13 protein-coding genes are annotated in these 15,990 nt (G+C 70.8%); 10 read left to right on the top strand and 3 right to left on the bottom strand.

Features of this window, described 5'->3' with window-relative positions; all coding sequences use genetic code 11:
- The first annotated feature begins 423 nt into the window (after positions 1-423).
- Positions 424-1,464, top strand: coding sequence for a LacI family DNA-binding transcriptional regulator (locus GTW67_RS29280; RefSeq protein WP_161167765.1), 1,041 nt, complete (start codon positions 424-426; stop codon positions 1,462-1,464).
- 19 nt (positions 1,465-1,483) lie between these two features.
- Here the strand turns inward: GTW67_RS29280 and GTW67_RS29275 are convergent, their stop codons facing one another.
- Positions 1,484-2,806, bottom strand: coding sequence for an ROK family protein (locus tag GTW67_RS29275; protein ID WP_161167764.1), 1,323 nt, complete (start codon positions 2,804-2,806; stop codon positions 1,484-1,486).
- A 182-nt stretch (positions 2,807-2,988) separates the two neighbouring features.
- On the opposite strand from GTW67_RS29275, the gene GTW67_RS29270 reads away from it, so the two are divergent.
- Genes GTW67_RS29270 through GTW67_RS29255 form a run of 4 tightly spaced genes read left to right on the top strand, consistent with a single transcriptional unit; the run spans position 2,989 to position 7,591 of the window.
- The gene (locus GTW67_RS29270) at positions 2,989-4,305 is read left to right on the top strand and encodes an extracellular solute-binding protein (RefSeq protein ID WP_161167763.1); all 1,317 of its coding nucleotides are present in this window, start codon (positions 2,989-2,991) and stop codon (positions 4,303-4,305) included.
- A gap of 37 nt (positions 4,306-4,342) precedes the next feature.
- Positions 4,343-5,344 (top strand): carbohydrate ABC transporter permease, encoded by a 1,002-nt coding sequence (locus tag GTW67_RS29265; protein ID WP_161167762.1) that lies wholly within the window; start codon positions 4,343-4,345, stop codon positions 5,342-5,344.
- Between the two features lie 7 nt (positions 5,345-5,351).
- The gene (locus tag GTW67_RS29260) at positions 5,352-6,191 is read left to right on the top strand and encodes a carbohydrate ABC transporter permease (protein WP_161167768.1); all 840 of its coding nucleotides are present in this window, start codon (positions 5,352-5,354) and stop codon (positions 6,189-6,191) included.
- 38 nt (positions 6,192-6,229) lie between these two features.
- Positions 6,230-7,591 carry a GH1 family beta-glucosidase gene (locus tag GTW67_RS29255; protein WP_346010773.1) on the top strand — a complete coding sequence of 454 codons (1,362 nt, stop codon included), beginning with the start codon at positions 6,230-6,232 and terminating at the stop codon, positions 7,589-7,591.
- Positions 7,592-7,610: 19 nt separating this feature from the next.
- On the opposite strand, the gene GTW67_RS29250 is transcribed toward GTW67_RS29255, so the two are convergent.
- Positions 7,611-8,429 (bottom strand): SAM-dependent methyltransferase, encoded by an 819-nt coding sequence (locus GTW67_RS29250; protein WP_161167761.1) that lies wholly within the window; start codon positions 8,427-8,429, stop codon positions 7,611-7,613.
- 267 nt (positions 8,430-8,696) lie between these two features.
- Here GTW67_RS29250 and GTW67_RS29245 point away from each other — a divergent pair, with 267 nt between their 5' ends.
- The 4 genes from GTW67_RS29245 (at position 8,697) to GTW67_RS29230 (ending at position 13,092) form a co-directional block, all read left to right on the top strand.
- Positions 8,697-10,307, top strand: coding sequence for a phosphodiester glycosidase family protein (locus GTW67_RS29245; RefSeq protein ID WP_161167760.1), 1,611 nt, complete (start codon positions 8,697-8,699; stop codon positions 10,305-10,307).
- 54 nt (positions 10,308-10,361) lie between these two features.
- A complete protein-coding gene (locus GTW67_RS29240) occupies positions 10,362-11,363 on the top strand; it encodes an alpha/beta hydrolase-fold protein (protein WP_161167759.1) in 1,002 nt (333 codons plus the stop codon).
- A 226-nt stretch (positions 11,364-11,589) separates the two neighbouring features.
- Positions 11,590-12,696: an ADP-ribosylglycohydrolase family protein gene (locus GTW67_RS29235; RefSeq protein ID WP_346010772.1), complete on the top strand. Its 1,107-nt coding sequence runs from the start codon at positions 11,590-11,592 to the stop codon at positions 12,694-12,696.
- A gap of 66 nt (positions 12,697-12,762) precedes the next feature.
- Positions 12,763-13,092 (top strand): hypothetical protein, encoded by a 330-nt coding sequence (locus GTW67_RS29230; RefSeq protein ID WP_161167758.1) that lies wholly within the window; start codon positions 12,763-12,765, stop codon positions 13,090-13,092.
- A gap of 55 nt (positions 13,093-13,147) precedes the next feature.
- On the opposite strand, the gene GTW67_RS29225 is transcribed toward GTW67_RS29230, so the two are convergent.
- Complete coding sequence (locus tag GTW67_RS29225; RefSeq protein WP_161167757.1) at positions 13,148-14,221, bottom strand: trypsin-like serine peptidase; 1,074 nt, start codon at positions 14,219-14,221, stop codon at positions 13,148-13,150.
- A 436-nt stretch (positions 14,222-14,657) separates the two neighbouring features.
- On the opposite strand from GTW67_RS29225, the gene GTW67_RS29220 reads away from it, so the two are divergent.
- Positions 14,658-15,990 (top strand): DNA/RNA helicase domain-containing protein (locus GTW67_RS29220; protein WP_161167756.1); only part of this gene is annotated, 1,333 nt, incomplete at its 3' end.

The following is a 15,990-nucleotide window of genomic DNA, read 5'->3' as shown; positions in this document are numbered from 1 at the left end:
CACCGGGGCGGGGCGCACGCGGGACGGGTCGGGTGCCCGGGGCGAGCCGCGCGTCGTGCGGGTCCGGTGTCGGGGCGGGGTGCGCGCCGTGCGGGTCCGGTGGCGGGGCGGGGTGCTCCCCGTGTGCGGGACCGGCGGCGAGGGGCCGATGCCCACCGTGCCGGGACCGCCGCCCGGGGCGTGCCGGGGACCGGCGTCGGGCGGGACGCCCACCCGTGCGAGGGGCCGGCGCTGGGGGCGCACGCCGTGCGACGGACCGGCGCCGAGAGGGAGCGGTGCCCACGGTGCGGGAGTCGGCGTCGGGGCGATGCGCCCACAGCTCGGGGGCCCGCGGCGGAAGAGGATGCCCGCCGCACAGCGAGCTGCCGTCGGGGCGGGAGAGCGCTCTACCAGGGCACGGCCACCGCCCGTTAGGGTGCGGGCATGAGCAGACAGGCCCCGACCCTCGAGGACGTGGCCCGGGAGGCCGGCGTCTCCCGGGCCACCGTGTCGCGGGTGGTCAACGGCGTGCGCAATGTGGACCCCGCCATCCAGGACCTCGTCCGCCGCGCCATCGAACGCACCGGATACGCCCCCAACCAGGCCGCACGGCAACTGGTCACCCGGCGCACGACCACCGTGGCCCTGGTGGTCTCCGGCGCCGGGGACGCCTCGGACACGGAGCAGAACGCCTTCGCCACCCGGGTGTTCGCCGACCCGTTCTTCGGCCGCGTCGTCGGCGGCGTGGTCGGACATCTGCGGCCCCGCTCGATGCACCCGGTGCTGATGTTCGCCGAGACGCCCGACGCCCGGCAGGAGGTCGTCCGGTACCTCAGACAGGGCGGCGCGGACGGTGCGCTCGTCGTCTCCACGCACCCCGACGACCCGCTGCCCGCGCTGCTCGCCGACGCCCGGCTGCCCGCGGTGCTGTTCGCCCGCCCAGGGCGCCCCGTGCCGCTCAGCCATGTCGACCTCGCCCACCGCGACGGCGGGCGGCTCGCGGCCGAACACCTGCTGGCCCGGGGCTGCCGCCGGATCGCCACCGTCACGGGGCCGCTGGCCGTCGCGGCGAGCCAGGAGCGGCTGGCCGGCTTCCGCGACACCCTGGCCCGGCACGGCCACCCGCACGTGCCGGTGGCCGAGGGCGGCTTCACCGTCGACAGCGGCATGGCCGCGATGAGTGACCTGCTCGGTGAACACCCCGGCCTGGACGGCGTGTTCACCGCCAACGACCTGATGGCACAGGGCGCCGTCCAGGTGCTGCGCGACCACGGGCGCCGGGTGCCCGAGGACGTCGCGGTCGTCGGCTTCGACGACTCCAGCGTGGCCGTCACCTGCCGGCCCCGGCTGACCACCGTCCGCCAGCCGGTGGAGGAGATGGCGGCCACGATGGCCCGCCTCCTCGACGAACACATCAACGGGACGCGCAGCGAACCGACTTCGGTGCTCTTCGCTCCGGAGCTGGTCATCCGCGACTCGGCGTAGCGCAGGCCCCCCGCGCCGGTCAGGGGACGCGTGCGGAGTCCCCCGCCAGCCTCCCCCCGAGTGCCGTCCGCCACGCCGGAGGCGGCGTGGGGGAGTCGGCCGGGGCGCGGTGTCCGCCGCGGGCGAAGAACGCGGCCAGCGGCAGGATGGCGGCGCCCACGGTCACCGCGTCCGGGCCGAGCCGGCCGAGGGCGATGCCGACCCGCCCGGCGGGATGGCGCAGCGCGTGGGCGTACGCGTGGGCCCGCACCGACTCCAGGAAGCGCGCGCCGAGTTGGAGCCCGGCCCAGCCGCCGACGAGGACGCGTTCGGGCTGGAAGAGGTTGATGAGGTCGGACAGGCCCGCCCCGAGGTACTCGGCGGTCTCGGCGAGCACCCGGACCGCCACCGGGTCGGGTGCCCGCCCGTCCGGAGGCTGGGCGGCGCGCAGCAGGTCGGTGAGGGCGGCCTCCTCGTCGCAGGTACCGGACGTCGGCTCCCCGCCCGCCTCCCGCCAGCGGGCCAGCAGCGCCTCGGCACCGGCATAGGCCTCCAGACACCCCCGGGCCCCGCAGCGGCACCGCCGGCCCCGCACCCGTACCGTCAGATGCCCCCACTCCACGGCGCGCCCGCGCTCGGCCTCGTCGGTGACGACGGACGCGCCGACGCCCGAGCCGAACAGCACCACGACCGCGTTGCGGGCCCCGCGGCCGCCGCCGAACCACATCTCGGCCTGCCCCAGGGTCTTGGCGCCGTTGTCGATGAACAGCGGCACCCGCGCGGGCAGCCGCCCCGAGTCCCGCAGCAGGCGCTCCAGCGGCACGGCGTCCCAGCCGATGGTCTGGCCGTGCACGAGGGCGCCGCCGGCGGTGTGCTCGACGATGCCGGGCACCCCGACGCCGACGCCGAGCAGGCCGCCGGGCCCGCCGTCCTCCCCGGACGCGCGCAGCACCTCGGCGATGCCGTCGAGGATGTGACCGGCGACGACGCCGACATCGTAGGACCGGGTGCCGTGCCCGGACAACGGGCGTTCGGCGCGGGCCAGTTCGGCCATCGACAGATCGAACAGCTCGACCCGCACCCGGGTTTCGCCCACGTCGACCCCGATGAGCCGTCCGTGGCCGGCCGCGACCCGCAGCAGGGTGCGCGGCCGGCCGCCGTCGGCGCCGAGGCTGCCCGCCTCCTCCACCACGCCCTCGGCGAGCAGTTCGGCGACGACATTGCTGACGGAGCCCGAACTCAGCCCGGCCGCCGAACCCAGCGCGACCCGGCTCATCGGGCCGTCGAAATACAACCGTTGTAGAACTGCGGTGCGGTTCTCCCGCCGCAGGTCACGGACCGTTCGCCCGCTCGCCCTGGCCATCCGGCACCCTCCTTCGGCGCTCCCGGCCGGCGGCCGGCCGTGCGCGACACCTTGACGCGACTTTCTCTTGAGGTTTAACTCACGTCCTAAATTAAGCCATGAGGGGCTTCGGGAAGCGAACGGGGTGTCGTTTCCGGAAGCCGCCCTCGGACTTCCCGCCTCCCGGAAAGGGACCAGGAGCCATGCGCAGCATCCGAGCCGCGGCCGTAGGCGCCGTCACCATGTCTCTCGCACTCGCCGCCACGGCCTGCGGAGGGGGCTCCTCCTCGGGCGGCGGGTCCAACGACTCGCCGAAGGAACTCACCTACTGGGCCTCCAATCAGGGCGCCAGCGTCGAGGTCGACAAGAAGGTCCTCCAGCCCGAGCTCGACAAGTTCGAGAAGAAGACCGGCATCAAGGTCAAGCTGGAGGTCGTGCCCTGGTCCGACCTGCTCAACCGCATCCTCACCGCCACCACGTCCGGCCAGGGCCCCGACGTCCTCAACATCGGCAACACCTGGAGCGCCTCGCTCCAGGCCACCGGCGCCCTGATGCCCTGGGACGCGAAGAACTTCGACACGATCGGCGGCAAGGACCGCTTCGTCGACTCCGCGCTCGGCTCGACCGGCGTCAAGGACCAGGACCCGGCGGCCGTCCCGCTGTACTCGATGGCGTACGCGCTCTACTACAACAAGCAGATGTTCGCCGACGCCGGCATCGCCAAGCCCCCGGCCACCTGGGACGAGCTGGTCGCCACCGGCAAGAAGATCTCCAAGGACGGCAAGTGGGGCCTCGGCGCCGAGGGTTCCAACCTGTCGAACAACATCCACCAGGTCTTCGTCCTCGGCAAGCAGCACGGCGCCGACTTCTTCACCCCCGACGGCAAGCCCGACTTCACCTCCGACGGCGCGGTCGCGGCCGTCAAGCAGTACGTCGACCTGATGGCCACGGACAAGGTCGTCGCGCCCGGCAACGCCGAGTACGCGCAGAACCAGTCCCTGAGCGACTTCGCCAAGGGCAAGACCGCGATGGTGCTGTGGCAGACCGCCTCCGCCACCTTCAAGAGCATGGGCATGAAGGACGACGAGTGGGGCGTCGCCCCCGCGCCCGTCCCGTCCGGCACCCCCGGCGCCGGCACCGCCACCAACTCCATGGTCGCCGGCATCAACATGGCCGTCTTCAAGAACACCGACAACGTCGACGGCGCCACCGAGTTCGTGAAGTTCATGACCAGCGACGACGAGCAGAAGATCCTCAACAAGGCGTACGGCTCCATCCCGCCGGTCAAGGCCGCCCAGTCCGACCCCGCCTTCAACACCCAGGGCACCGCCGTCCTGCGCGAGACGCTGGCCACCAGCGCCGCCGCACTGCCGCAGGTCGCGGACGAGTCGCAGTTCGAGACCGCGGTCGGCACGGCCGTCAAGGAACTGTTCGCCGACGCCGCGGCCGGCCGCGCGGTGACCGACGAGTCGGTGAAGGCCGCCCTCGCCAAGGCCCAGCAGCAGATGCCGACGAAGTGAGCACCCCCACCGACACCCCACGGACACGGACCTCGCCATGACCACCACGACCGCCTCGGCCCAGCCCGGTGAGCGGACGGTCGGCAAGACCTCCCCCGGTGCGGCGCGCGGACCCCGCCGCCGCACCGGGCGGATCCGCCGCATCGGACTGCCGTACCTGCTGCTCCTGCCGGCCCTCCTCCTCGAACTCCTCGTCCACCTGGTGCCGATGGTCATCGGCATCGTGATGAGCTTCAAGACGCTCACGCAGTTCTACATCCGGGACTGGACCACCGCCCCCTGGACCGCCCTCGACAACTACCGCATGTCGGTGGACTTCGACGCCCCCGTCGGCGAGGCGCTGCTCCACTCCTTCCTGATCACCTGCGCCTTCACGATCCTGTCCGTCGGCCTGTGCTGGTTCCTCGGCACGGCGGCGGCGATCGCCATGCAGGACGCCTTCCGCGGCCGGGGCCTGCTGCGCGCCGTCTTCCTGGTCCCCTACGCCCTGCCGGTCTACACGGCCGTCATCACCTGGGCGTTCATGTTCCAGCACGACAACGGCCTGGTGAACCACGTCCTGCACGACCAGCTCGGCCTCACCGACGAGCCGTCCTTCTGGCTGATCGGCGACAACAGCTTCGTCGCGCTGCTCGTCGTGTCGGTGTGGAAGGGCTGGCCGTTCGCCTTCCTCATCGTCATGGCCGGCCTCCAGAACATCCCCAAGGAGCTCTACGAGGCCGCCTCCCTGGACGGCGCCGGCGTCTGGCAGCAGATCCGCCGCATCACCCTGCCGTCCCTGCGCCCGGTCAACCAGGTGCTCGTGCTGGTGCTGTTCCTGTGGACGTTCAACGACTTCAACACGCCCTACGTGCTGTTCGGCAAGTCCGCGCCCGAGGCCGCCGACCTGATCTCCATCCACATCTACCAGTCGTCGTTCGTCACCTGGAACTTCGGCACCGGCTCCGCCATGTCGGTCCTGCTGCTGCTGTTCCTGCTGCTCGTGACCGGCGTGTACCTGTTCCTGACATCACGTGGACGGAGGTCCGCCCGTGCCTAGGTCCCCGATGGCGGTGCCGCGCTCCTTCGTATGGACGCGCCGCGTCTTCCTGACCCTGCTCACCGGCTTCGTGCTGCTGCCGGTGTACGTCATGGTCTCCAGCTCGCTCAAACCGCTCCAGGACGTCTCCGGCACGTTCCGCTGGCTGCCCAGCGGCCTGACCGTCCGCCCGTACATCGACATCTGGTCGACGGTCCCGCTGGCGAAGTACTTCGTCAACTCGCTCGTCGTGGCGGGCGCGGCGACCGTCTGCTCCGTCGTCATCGCCGTCTTCGCCGCCTACGCCGTCAGCCGCTACGAGTTCCGCGGCAAGCGGGTCTTCTCCGTGACGGTCCTGTCGACGCAGATGTTCCCCGGCATCCTCTTCCTGCTGCCCCTGTTCCTCATCTACGTGAACATCGGCAACGCCACCGGCATCGCCCTGTTCGGCTCCCGGGCGGGCCTGATCCTCACCTACCTGACCTTCTCCCTGCCCTTCTCCATCTGGATGCTGATCGGCTACTTCGACTCCGTGCCGCGCGACCTGGACGAGGCCGCCCTCGTGGACGGCTGCGGCCCCCTCAAGGCACTGATCCGGGTCGTGGTCCCGGCGGCCATCCCGGGCATCGTGGCCGTCGCCGTCTACGCCTTCATGACCGCCTGGGGCGAAGTGCTGTTCGCGTCCGTGATGACCAACGACACCACCCGCACCCTCGCGGTCGGCCTCCGCGGCTACTCCACGCAGAACGACGTGTACTGGAACCAGATCATGGCCGCCTCGCTGGTGGTGAGCCTCCCCGTCGTCGCGGGCTTCCTGCTGCTCCAGCGCTACCTGGTGACGGGCCTGACGGCGGGCGCCGTCAAGTGATCCCGGCCACCGAACGTTTCGAAACCGAGAGGACCCACGTGAGCATCGACCTCGCCGCACTCCCGCACGACTTCCTGTGGGGCACGGCCACATCGGCGTACCAGATCGAGGGGGCCGTGGCCGAGGACGGCCGTTCACCGTCGATCTGGGACACCTTCTCCCACACCCCCGGGAAGATCGACAACAACGACCACGGCGACGTCGCCTGCGACCACTACCACCGCTGGCGCGAGGACATCGACCTGATGCGCCGCCTCGGCACCAACGCCTACCGCCTGTCGGTCGCCTGGCCGCGCGTCGTCCCGGGCGGCGACGGCCCGGTCAACGCCAAGGGCCTCGCCTTCTACGACGAGTTGGTCGACGCCCTCCTGGAGGCGGGCATCACACCGTCCGTGACCCTCTACCACTGGGACCTGCCGCAGGTGCTCCAGGACCGCCACGCCGGCTGGCAGTCGCGGGCCACGGCGGAGCACTTCGCGTCCTACGCGTCCGTCGTCGCCGAGCGCCTCGGCGACCGCGTCAAGCACTGGGCCACCCTCAACGAACCCCTGTGCTCCGCCTGGATCGGCCACCTGGACGGCGTCATGGCCCCCGGCCTCACCGACCTCACGGCCGCCGTCCGCGCCTCCTACCACCTGCTCCTCGGCCACGGCCTGGCGATGCGGGCGATCCGCGCCGCCGCCCCGGGCGCGCAGGTCGGCATCGTCAACAATCTCTCCACCATCCACGCGGCCACCGACCGCGAGGAGGACCTGGCCGCGGCCCGCCGCATGGACGGCCACACCAACCGCTGGTGGCTGGACCCCGTCCACGGCAGGGGCTTCCCCGAGGACATGCGCGAGGTCTACGGCGTCGAACTGCCCGAACACGACGGCGACATGGAGCTGATCGGCGCCGACCTGGACTGGCTGGGCCTGAACTACTACTTCCCCCAGACCGTCGCCGCCGACCCCACGGCCCCGGCCCCGTACGTCCGCACCGTCCGCCGCGTCGGCGTCCCGCGCACCGGCATGGACTGGGAGGTCGACGCGACCGGCATCGAGGACCTGCTGCTGCGCCTGACGAACGACTACGGCGCGCGCAAGCTGTACGTCACGGAGAACGGCTCGTCCTACCCGGACGTGATCCGCCCCGACGGCACGATCGACGACCCGGAACGCCAGGACTACCTCACCGCCCACCTGGCCGCCTGCGCCTCCGCCGCCCGCAAGGGCGCCCCGCTGGCCGGCTACTTCGCCTGGTCGCTCCTGGACAACTTCGAGTGGGCGTACGGCTACGACAAGCGCTTCGGCCTCGTCCACGTCGACTACGAGACCCAGGCCCGCACCATCAAGGGCAGCGGCCACCACTACGCCGACATCATCAGCCGCGCGCGGGGGAGGGAGCGCAGGGCCGCCTGAGCGGGCCGGCCGCCCTGCGTCAGGCGTCCTTCCGCGCCACTCCGCCGTAGATGCCGATCGGCGGGGCGTCGGGGCGCCGTACCTCCTCGGGGCGCCAGTCCGTGACGCGGACCAGCCCCGGCTCGACCATCGCGAAGTCGCCGAACAGGTCGCGGACCGCGGCGTGCGGACGCAGCCGGAGGGACGCGGTGGCCTGCTGGTAGACGGCCGCCGCGTCCTCGCGCCGGTCCTCGTGGACGTCGCCCGTCGCGTGCGACAGCACGAGGTAGGAGCCGGCCGGCAACGCGTCGCGCAGCGTGGCGACGATGCCCGCCGGGTCCTCCGCGTCGGCGACGAAGTGCACGACGGCCACCAGCAGCAGCGCCACCGGCCGGTCGAAGTCGATGACCGCGCGCACCTCGGGGTGGTCGAGGATCGCCCGGGGGTCGCGCAGGTCGGCCAGGACGACGGCGGTGTCCGGGTCGTCCGACAGGGCCCTGGAGTGGGTGGCGACGATCGGGTCGTTGTCGACGTACGCGACCCGGGTCTCCGGGGCGACCGACCGCGCGATCTGGTGAACATTGGGCTCGGTGGGCAGACCGGTGCCCACGTCGAGTATCTGGCGGACGCCGCCCTCGGCCACCACGTGCCGCACCGCGCGGTGCATGAACTGCCGGTTGGCGAGGACGCCTTCGCGCACCTCGGGTGCCGCCTTCATGAACTGCTCGGCGGCCCGCTGGTCGACCTCGTAGTTGTCCTTCCCGCCGAGGAAGTAGTCGTACATCCGGGCGGGATGGGGCCTGCTCGTGTCGATCAGCTCGGGATGGGCGGCGCTCTCGCCACTGCTCAGGGAGGTCATGCGGCCTGACTCCGTCCTCAACTCGTGTGCCACACACGGCACATGCATGGAACATGCGCGGTGAGCACCTGCGTGAGTGCCTGTCGGAACATCATCCTGACACGGACAGTGCCGACGACCCGACGGTGCCGTCCCGTCTACGGAGGAGTGCCCTGTGACCGCCGGTGCGCCGAGAACCCCGGGCCACCTTGACGTGAGCTGTCACCCGCCGATACTTGTGCGCAGCATGGGTCGGTCGTTGTCCGTGGTCGGCGCGAGGCGGGACAGATGAAGAAGAGACTGTGTGCCACTGCTGCCGCTCTGGGCATCTTCACCACCCTGACCGCGCTTCCACCGGCCGCCGAGGCGTCTCCGCAGGCCCGGCAGGTACTTCCGTTGGGCCCCGCCGGCCTCGCCGAGACCCGCGCCACGACGACCCTCCAGCCGGGCGTCACCCTCACCCGCATCGTGCGCGGCGACGACGACCCGTCCCTGCGCTGGACGGTGGAGGTCTCCATCCCCGGCGGCGACACCTCACCGGACCCCGACGCACCCCCCACGGCCCTGAAGGACAGGGCGAGCGCCGACGAACTGGCGGCGGCACTCACCCGCGACGGCTTCGCGGCCCGCGTCGAAGGGGTGACGACTCCGAGAACGGCCGACTACACGGGCGGCACCCTGGGCTGGCGCGTCCGCATCGGCACGTTCACATCCCAGTCCGCCGCGACGGCGGAACGCACTCGCCTGATCGCCGCCGGATACACCGGATCGGCCGTCTTCACCGGCTGGGACGGAGAGGCGACGGACCGGGGCCCCTGGCACATCGACGTACTCACCATCGACCCGCGCACCTTCCGCGGTGCCCTCGACGCCTCGTACGGCCCGGACCTGGAGAACCGCGAGACCACGAGCCGGCTGTCGCACGCGGCGGGCGCGACGGCGGCGGTCAACGCGGGCTTCTTCGTCCTCGACCCGAAGGCGGGCGCGCCGGGCGACCCCGCCGGAGTGGGCGTCTACGACGGCCGCCTGCTCAGCGAACCGGTGAACGGCCGCCCGGCCCTGGTCCTGCACGACAATGGCAGGGGGACGGCAGTCGCCCGCTACACCTGGCGAGGACGGATCAAGGCCCGCGGCACCACACTCACCCTGGACGGCGTCAACCGCGTCCCCGGCCTGATCAGAAACTGCGGCGGCGGCGAGGGCGACCAGCCGACGCCCCTCCCGCTGCACGACGTGACGTGCACGAACCCGAACGAACTCGTCGCCTTCACACCCGAGTACGGTCGGCAGACCCCGTCCGGGGACGGCGTGGAGGCGGTACTGGACGCCCACGACCGGGTCGTGGAGCTGCGCACCCCACGGGGCGGGCCGCTCCCGAAGGGCGGCAGCTCGATCCAGGCGACGGGGAGCCGCGTCACGGCCCTGAAGACGCTGGCCCGCCCGGGCACTCACGTGGACGTGACGACGACCCTGCTGGACGACCGGGGCCGCCGCGTCTCCCCGTCTCCCGGCACGGACATCGTCAACGCCGGCCCCGAACTGGTCCGCGACGGACGCCTCCACGTCACGCCGGCCACGGACGGGATGGTGCACCCCGGGGACCCGGGCTGGTACTACGGCTGGGTGCACAAGCGCAACCCGCGCACCCTGGCCGGGGTGGACTCGGCCGGCCGCACGGTACTGATCACGGCCGACGGACGCAGCACCGAGGCACTGGGCCTGAGCATCACGGAGAGCGCGAAGGTCGCCAAGTCCCTCGGCCTGCGCGACGCGGTGAACCTCGACGGCGGCGGCTCGACGACGATGGTGACCGCCGACAAGGTCATCAACGCACCCTCGGACGCCACAGGCGAACGCCCGGTGGGCGACGCGCTGTTGATCCGGCCCCGCAGACACTGACCCAGCACGCGTTCACTGTCCAAGCAGCGACGAACCGCACCGCAGGGAGCCGCCGTGACCACGACCACCGCTCCGCCCCTCAGATCCCGCGTCCTGCTCGTCCTCACCGCCGTACTCGCCCTGCTGCTGCCGACGGCACCGGGGGCACTGGCAACATCCCGTGCCCCCTCCCCCCACGGTGCGGAGGTCGTCGCGGTCACCCAGGTCGCGGACCGCCAGGTCGACCTGTCGGTCCGCTCCACGGCCTTGGGCGGCCGCACGGTCAAGGTCCGCCTCCTCACCCCGGACGGCTGGAACCCGCACCGCCGGCAGCACTGGCCCACCCTGTGGCTCCTGCACGGCTGCTGCGGCGACTACACGTCGTGGACGGCGATGACCGACGTCGCCGAGACGCCCGCCCTCCGTGACGTCCTGGTCGTGATGCCGGAGGCCGGCTGGAACGGCTGGTACAGCGACTGGTGGAACCACGGCCAGGGCGGCGACCCCGCGTGGGAGACCTTCCACACCGTCGAGCTGCGCCACCTCCTGGAGCACGACTGGGGCGCCGGCACCGACCGCGTCGTGGCCGGCCTGTCGATGGGCGGCCAGGGCGCCCTCCTCTACGCCGCCCGCCACCCCGGCATGTTCAAGGCGACGGCCGCGTACTCCGGCTCGGCCCACCCGCTCCTCAACACCGAGTCGATCGACCGCATCATGGGCTTCTTCGCCGGCCAGGGCAACGACCCGCTCCGCGTCTGGGGCGACCCGGTGGCCCAACGCGGCATCTGGGAGGCCCACGATCCGTACCACCTGGCGAAACGGCTCCGCTCGATCCCGGTCTACCTGTCCTGCGGCGACGGCACGACAGGCCCCCTGGACACCCCGGGCGCGACGAGCGCCCTGGAGGCCGACTTCAACCGCCAGAACCAGACCCTGGCGGGGCAGCTCCGGAGAGTGGGAGCACGGCACCTGACGACCAACTTCTACGGACCGGGGACGCACGGGTGGCCGTACTGGGAGCGCGAACTGCACGCCTCGCTGCCCATGCTGCTGGGGGCGCTGGAGGTGGATGACTGATCCCGGCCGTGGGACGAGGGACGCGGAAGTACTCGGCATCAACACCGTCCGCGTGCCGGAGCATGCCGGGTCGGTGACGCTCAGGGTCTCCAGGGAGCCCCAGTCCGGAGCGCTTGCGAGGATCACCGCCGCTCCATTTCCCACATCGCTAATGTGACCGCACGGCGTACCCGGCACCGGCAGGGGCCGGACGTCGACGCACAGGGTTACAAGAAGGTGGGCGGACGTGACCGAGGAGAAGGACCGGGGCGGCAAGGCGCACAGGACGGAGTCACGGGTCCGAGGAATGATGCTGGGCCTGGCCATCGGAGACACCGTCGGAGCGGCTCGGGGCGGGCTTCCCGCGAGCGGACCGCTGCGGGCCGGCGTCAGCACCCAGCTCGCCTGCTTCACCTCAGAAGGCATCATCCGGGCGATGGTGCGGATGAGCCACAAGGGCATCTGCCACCCACCGTCGGTGGTCCTGCACGCCTACTGCAGGTGGGCGGCCCTCCAGGGCATCGAGGTCGAACGAATGCGCCGCCGTTGGGCCACCGCAAAGGAGGACGGCACATGGCCGGACGGCTGGCTCGCGGGTGTGCCCGCGCTCGCCGAGCGACGTGGCAGCGCCCCGGCGACGGTCGCGGCCCTGTCCCGGATCGAGGGCCTCGACAACCCGACGGCCACCACCAGCCGGGGCTGTCATGCGATGACCCGGACGCTTCCTCTGGCGCTCGCCGGACTCGATTGGGCGAGGCAGGCTGGCGAATTGGCCGCCCTCACCCACGGAGACCCGGCCGCGCTGTCCGCCACGGCTCAGGCAACCGTGCTGCTCCACCACTGCCTCGCCGGCGCTCCTTCCGCCACGGACCATGACAACCGCGCCGTACGAGACGCGATGGAGGCAGGACTCGCTGCGCTCCCGACCTCAGGCGAGCCGACGACAGGCGACGAACACGGGCGTCTGATGACGGCGTACGGACTGGGCGCCGACCAGCCCGCGCACGCACCCACGCTCGCCCACCTGGCACCGGATCCGACCGCACCCTCGGCCCTCCTCGGCGCCGTTTACACGGCATCTTCGTTCCCCTGCCGCACCCAGCTCAGGACCGCACTGGACTTCGCGGCGCAGGCCCCGGACGGCGACTCCGTAGCCTGCGTCACCGGCGCCCTGCTGGGCGCGGTCCACGGCTCCGAGGCGCTGCCCGCCGACCTGGTGAGCCGCCACGAGCTGGCCTGGGTACTCGACACCCTGGCCCGCGACATGCTGACCGAGGCGAACGAGTCACCGAGCGGCAGCGAGTACGTACGCGGCTGGGACCCGTACTGGTGTGATCGCTATCCGGGGTGGTGAGAGGCAGCAACGGGCTGCGACCGACTGGTCGACTTCGGCACGGGAGGTACTCGGGAAGGGAGCGGAATGACACGCAAGCAGGTATGGGGCATAGCCGTCGCGGCGCTCGTCGTGGGCGGTGCGCTGGGGTTCGCGGTGGCGGCTGTCCAGCAGGACGAGTCGCCTCCGGTGACGGTCGGGTCGCCGCAGGCCGCAGCCTCGCAGGCACCGACAACCCGGGCAGAGCTCGTCAAGGCGTGGACGGCCGAGCTCGAGCAGGCAGGCAAGGAGCTGCCTGAGGGTTGGGAGGTGCTGTCCACGGACGAGATCCGGGGCCGCTACCTGCACCAGCGGATGGTCAACGCTCCGACCGCCGAGGACATCGACCCAGACATGGGCCGACCTGCGGACGAGTAGAGGGAATGGGCCCCGGCCATGGACAGGCCCGGGGCCCTGCTGCGTTCCCGGTGGATCAGTTCGCGTCGTTGATCGCGTTGATCACTGCCACGGCCTGGCCGCCGTGGTCGGAGGAGTACAGGTGATCGTTGATCCGCTGGTCCTGGTCGTCGATGTCGACGTGTGAGTTCGCTCCGACGATCTGCCCCTCGGTGGTGACCATGGGACCGCCACTCGCGCCCGCACCCATGTCGCAATTCATTTCGAGCCGGTTGTCCAACGGGTACCAGTCCACCGCGTCCACGACGTCACCGGTGCAGTAGAACTGCGTGTACCCGTCCATGTCGGCGCGGTTGTAGCCCTCGCCCGGGAATCCGGAGTCGATGATGTCCGACCAGTCCGAGCCGTACCCGAACCTGTAGCCGAACGCGCCCACGGTGTCGGCCAGGTTCGTGTACCCGGTCGGGGCCTCGACGGTGAAGGCGGCCATGTCGCCCTCGTCGTAGTCCTTGTCGCGGGTCCACGCCTGCGGGGCCACAAACGACTGGGCCACCCACTCACCCCACGGGGCGTCATAGTCACCGGGGGTGTCGAGGCTCTCCTTGTAACCCGGGATGAACAGCACCAGGTCGTAGAAGCCGTCGGATCCTCGCCCGTCGCCCGGGTGCACGCAGTGACCCGCGGTCCAGACGGTGTTCTTGCCGTCGGCGGCGATCGACGCGCCGCTGCAACCGTGCTCCTTGCCCGCGTCGTCGATGAAGAGAATCTTGCCGACGATGATCGCGGGGGAGTTCTGCGGGAACGGGACCTTCTGCGCGACGGGCATCTCGGGCACGTCGGCCGCCGTCGCCGACACACTGGTCTTCTTCGCGGGGAGGATCCGCGGAGCCTCAGCCGTCAGGCGTGGGGCGGAGCTCTTTCCCTTGCCCCCGGTCGCTTCGGCCGCGGCTCTGGCGGCCGCCGCGTCGCGGGCGATGCCGGCCTGGTCCTTCTTCTCGTTCGCCAGCGCCCGGGCGACTCTCTCGGGGGTCCAGAAGTCACGGACCTTCTGCGGGTCGGTGGTCTGCTTGCCGGTCGTCACGTCCGGTACGGCGGGCACTGGTGTCTCGGCAGCCGTCGCGGTCGTGAGGGTGGCGGGTATCAGTGCCACCGAGAGCAGTAAGGCGGCGGCAGCACTGCGAGTGCGGCTCATGTGCACTGGTTCAGTACCTTTCGGTTGACAGATCGTCACGTTCTGTCGCGCGTCGGTAGTGAACCACAATCAGTGGAGTCGACCTGTGGACTCCCCGTGAACATCCTGTACGTGGCAAGCTCGCGAGCCGAACGACGGACGGTGCCCAGACCGATGTCCTCGCCCCTTCCCTGGTCCTTTCCTCGGCTACTCGAAGCCTCGGCAGCCACTTGACGCCGCCTGCCCTGCTGAGAACCCAATATCTCGATGGCCACCCAGGGGGCCTGTCAGTGCCACCAGGTAATCTCGACGGCATCACCAACGCGGCCCGACGGGCTTCCGCTCCACTCCGGTGGAGTCTCGAAGGACATGCCCCCACCCGCACGAGTCACTTCGTGCTGCCTGGGGGAAGTCCTTGCTGTTCCGCGAGTCCGCCAAATCGATCGCCGCGAGGGCGCTCGACAGCTCGCTCTACCTGCATCTCACCGAGCAATTCGTCCACATGCATGGTTACCGGCCCAACGCAGCGGAGGTCCGCTCCTGGGAGCGGAGCATCCCCGCGCTGACTGCGGTCCTCAACGATGCGGGTCTCGGTGACGTCGAGGTCATGCTCGAATACGCGCTTCCACTGAACAGCAAGCGCGCGGACGTCGTACTCGCCGGCGTGCATCCGGCTACGGGTGAGCCGTCGTATGTCGTGGTGGAGCTGAAGCAGTGGAGCCAGGCACTCCCGGCCGAGGACGACCCGACGTTGTGCCACGTGGACGCCTACGCTCACCCCGTCCTCAACCCCATTGAGCAGGTGCGCCGGTACTGCGAGTACCTGGTCAACTTCAACGGGGCCGTCTCGGAGTATGGCCACAGGGTGAACGGGGTGTCCTTCCTGCACAACGCCACCGAGTTCGGGGTGACCGGTCTGCGGGAGATCGAGAGGGATGGCAACGGACTGCTCTTCACGGGGGAACGCCGCGGTGCGTTCATCGAGCACCTCCGTACGAGGCTCAGCGAGAAGCATTCGGGCGCGCGTGCGGCGGACGAGTTGTGCGACGGTGTACAGGTGCCCTCGAAGCAGCTGATGTCCGTAGCCGCGGAGGAGGTGCGAGAGCGCACGCAGTTCGTACTCCTGGACGAGCAGCAGGTCGCGTACCGGATGGTGCTCAATGCCGTCCAGAAGGCGAAGAACGCCGACCGCAAGGAAGTCGTCATCGTCACGGGAGGTCCCGGAACCGGCAAGAGCGTTATCGCCCTCCAACTGCTCGGGGAGCTCTACCGGCGCGGGGTACCCGCACTGCATGCCACCGGTTCCCAGTCCTTCACGAAGACGATGCGGAAGATCGCCGGAGCTCGCAAGCGAGAGGTCCAGGACCTCTTCAAATACTTCAACAGCTTCATGACGGCAGAGAAGAACAGCCTGGGTGCGCTGGTCTGCGATGAGGCCCACCGTATCCGGGAGACCTCGGCCAACCGCTACACCCGAGCCGCGCTCCGCACCGGCAGGGCACAGATCGACGAACTCATCGACGTCGCCTATGTACCCGTCTTCTTCCTGGATGAGCATCAGGTAGTGCGTCCCGGTGAGATGGGCACCGTGGCGGACATCAAGGAGGCCGCGGCGAGGCGGAACATCCCTTGCCACGTCGTCCCTCTGGACAGCCAGTTCCGCTGTGGTGGCAGCGACGCCTACCTGCGGTGGGTGGTCCGTCTGCTTGGCCTGGAACCCGGCGGGCCCGTTGTCTGGGAACCCGACA

It is taken from the genome of Streptomyces sp. SID5910 (assembly GCF_009862125.1).
In the GTDB taxonomy this organism is placed as follows: Bacteria; Actinomycetota; Actinomycetes; order Streptomycetales; family Streptomycetaceae; genus Streptomyces.
This window is presented reverse-complemented; position numbering and strand designations above follow the sequence as displayed.

Coding starts and splice junctions, on each gene's coding strand:
- GTW67_RS29270 (WP_161167763.1), top strand. CDS start 2,989: ATGCGCAGCATCCGAGCCGCGGCCGTAGGCGCCGTCACCATGTCTCTC.
- GTW67_RS29280 (WP_161167765.1), top strand. CDS start 424: ATGAGCAGACAGGCCCCGACCCTCGAGGACGTGGCCCGGGAGGCCGGC.
- GTW67_RS29265 (WP_161167762.1), top strand. CDS start 4,343: ATGACCACCACGACCGCCTCGGCCCAGCCCGGTGAGCGGACGGTCGGC.
- GTW67_RS29250 (WP_161167761.1), bottom strand. CDS start 8,429: ATGACCTCCCTGAGCAGTGGCGAGAGCGCCGCCCATCCCGAGCTGATC.
- GTW67_RS29230 (WP_161167758.1), top strand. CDS start 12,763: ATGACACGCAAGCAGGTATGGGGCATAGCCGTCGCGGCGCTCGTCGTG.
- GTW67_RS29245 (WP_161167760.1), top strand. CDS start 8,697: ATGAAGAAGAGACTGTGTGCCACTGCTGCCGCTCTGGGCATCTTCACC.
- GTW67_RS29260 (WP_161167768.1), top strand. CDS start 5,352: ATGGCGGTGCCGCGCTCCTTCGTATGGACGCGCCGCGTCTTCCTGACC.
- GTW67_RS29275 (WP_161167764.1), bottom strand. CDS start 2,806: ATGGCCAGGGCGAGCGGGCGAACGGTCCGTGACCTGCGGCGGGAGAAC.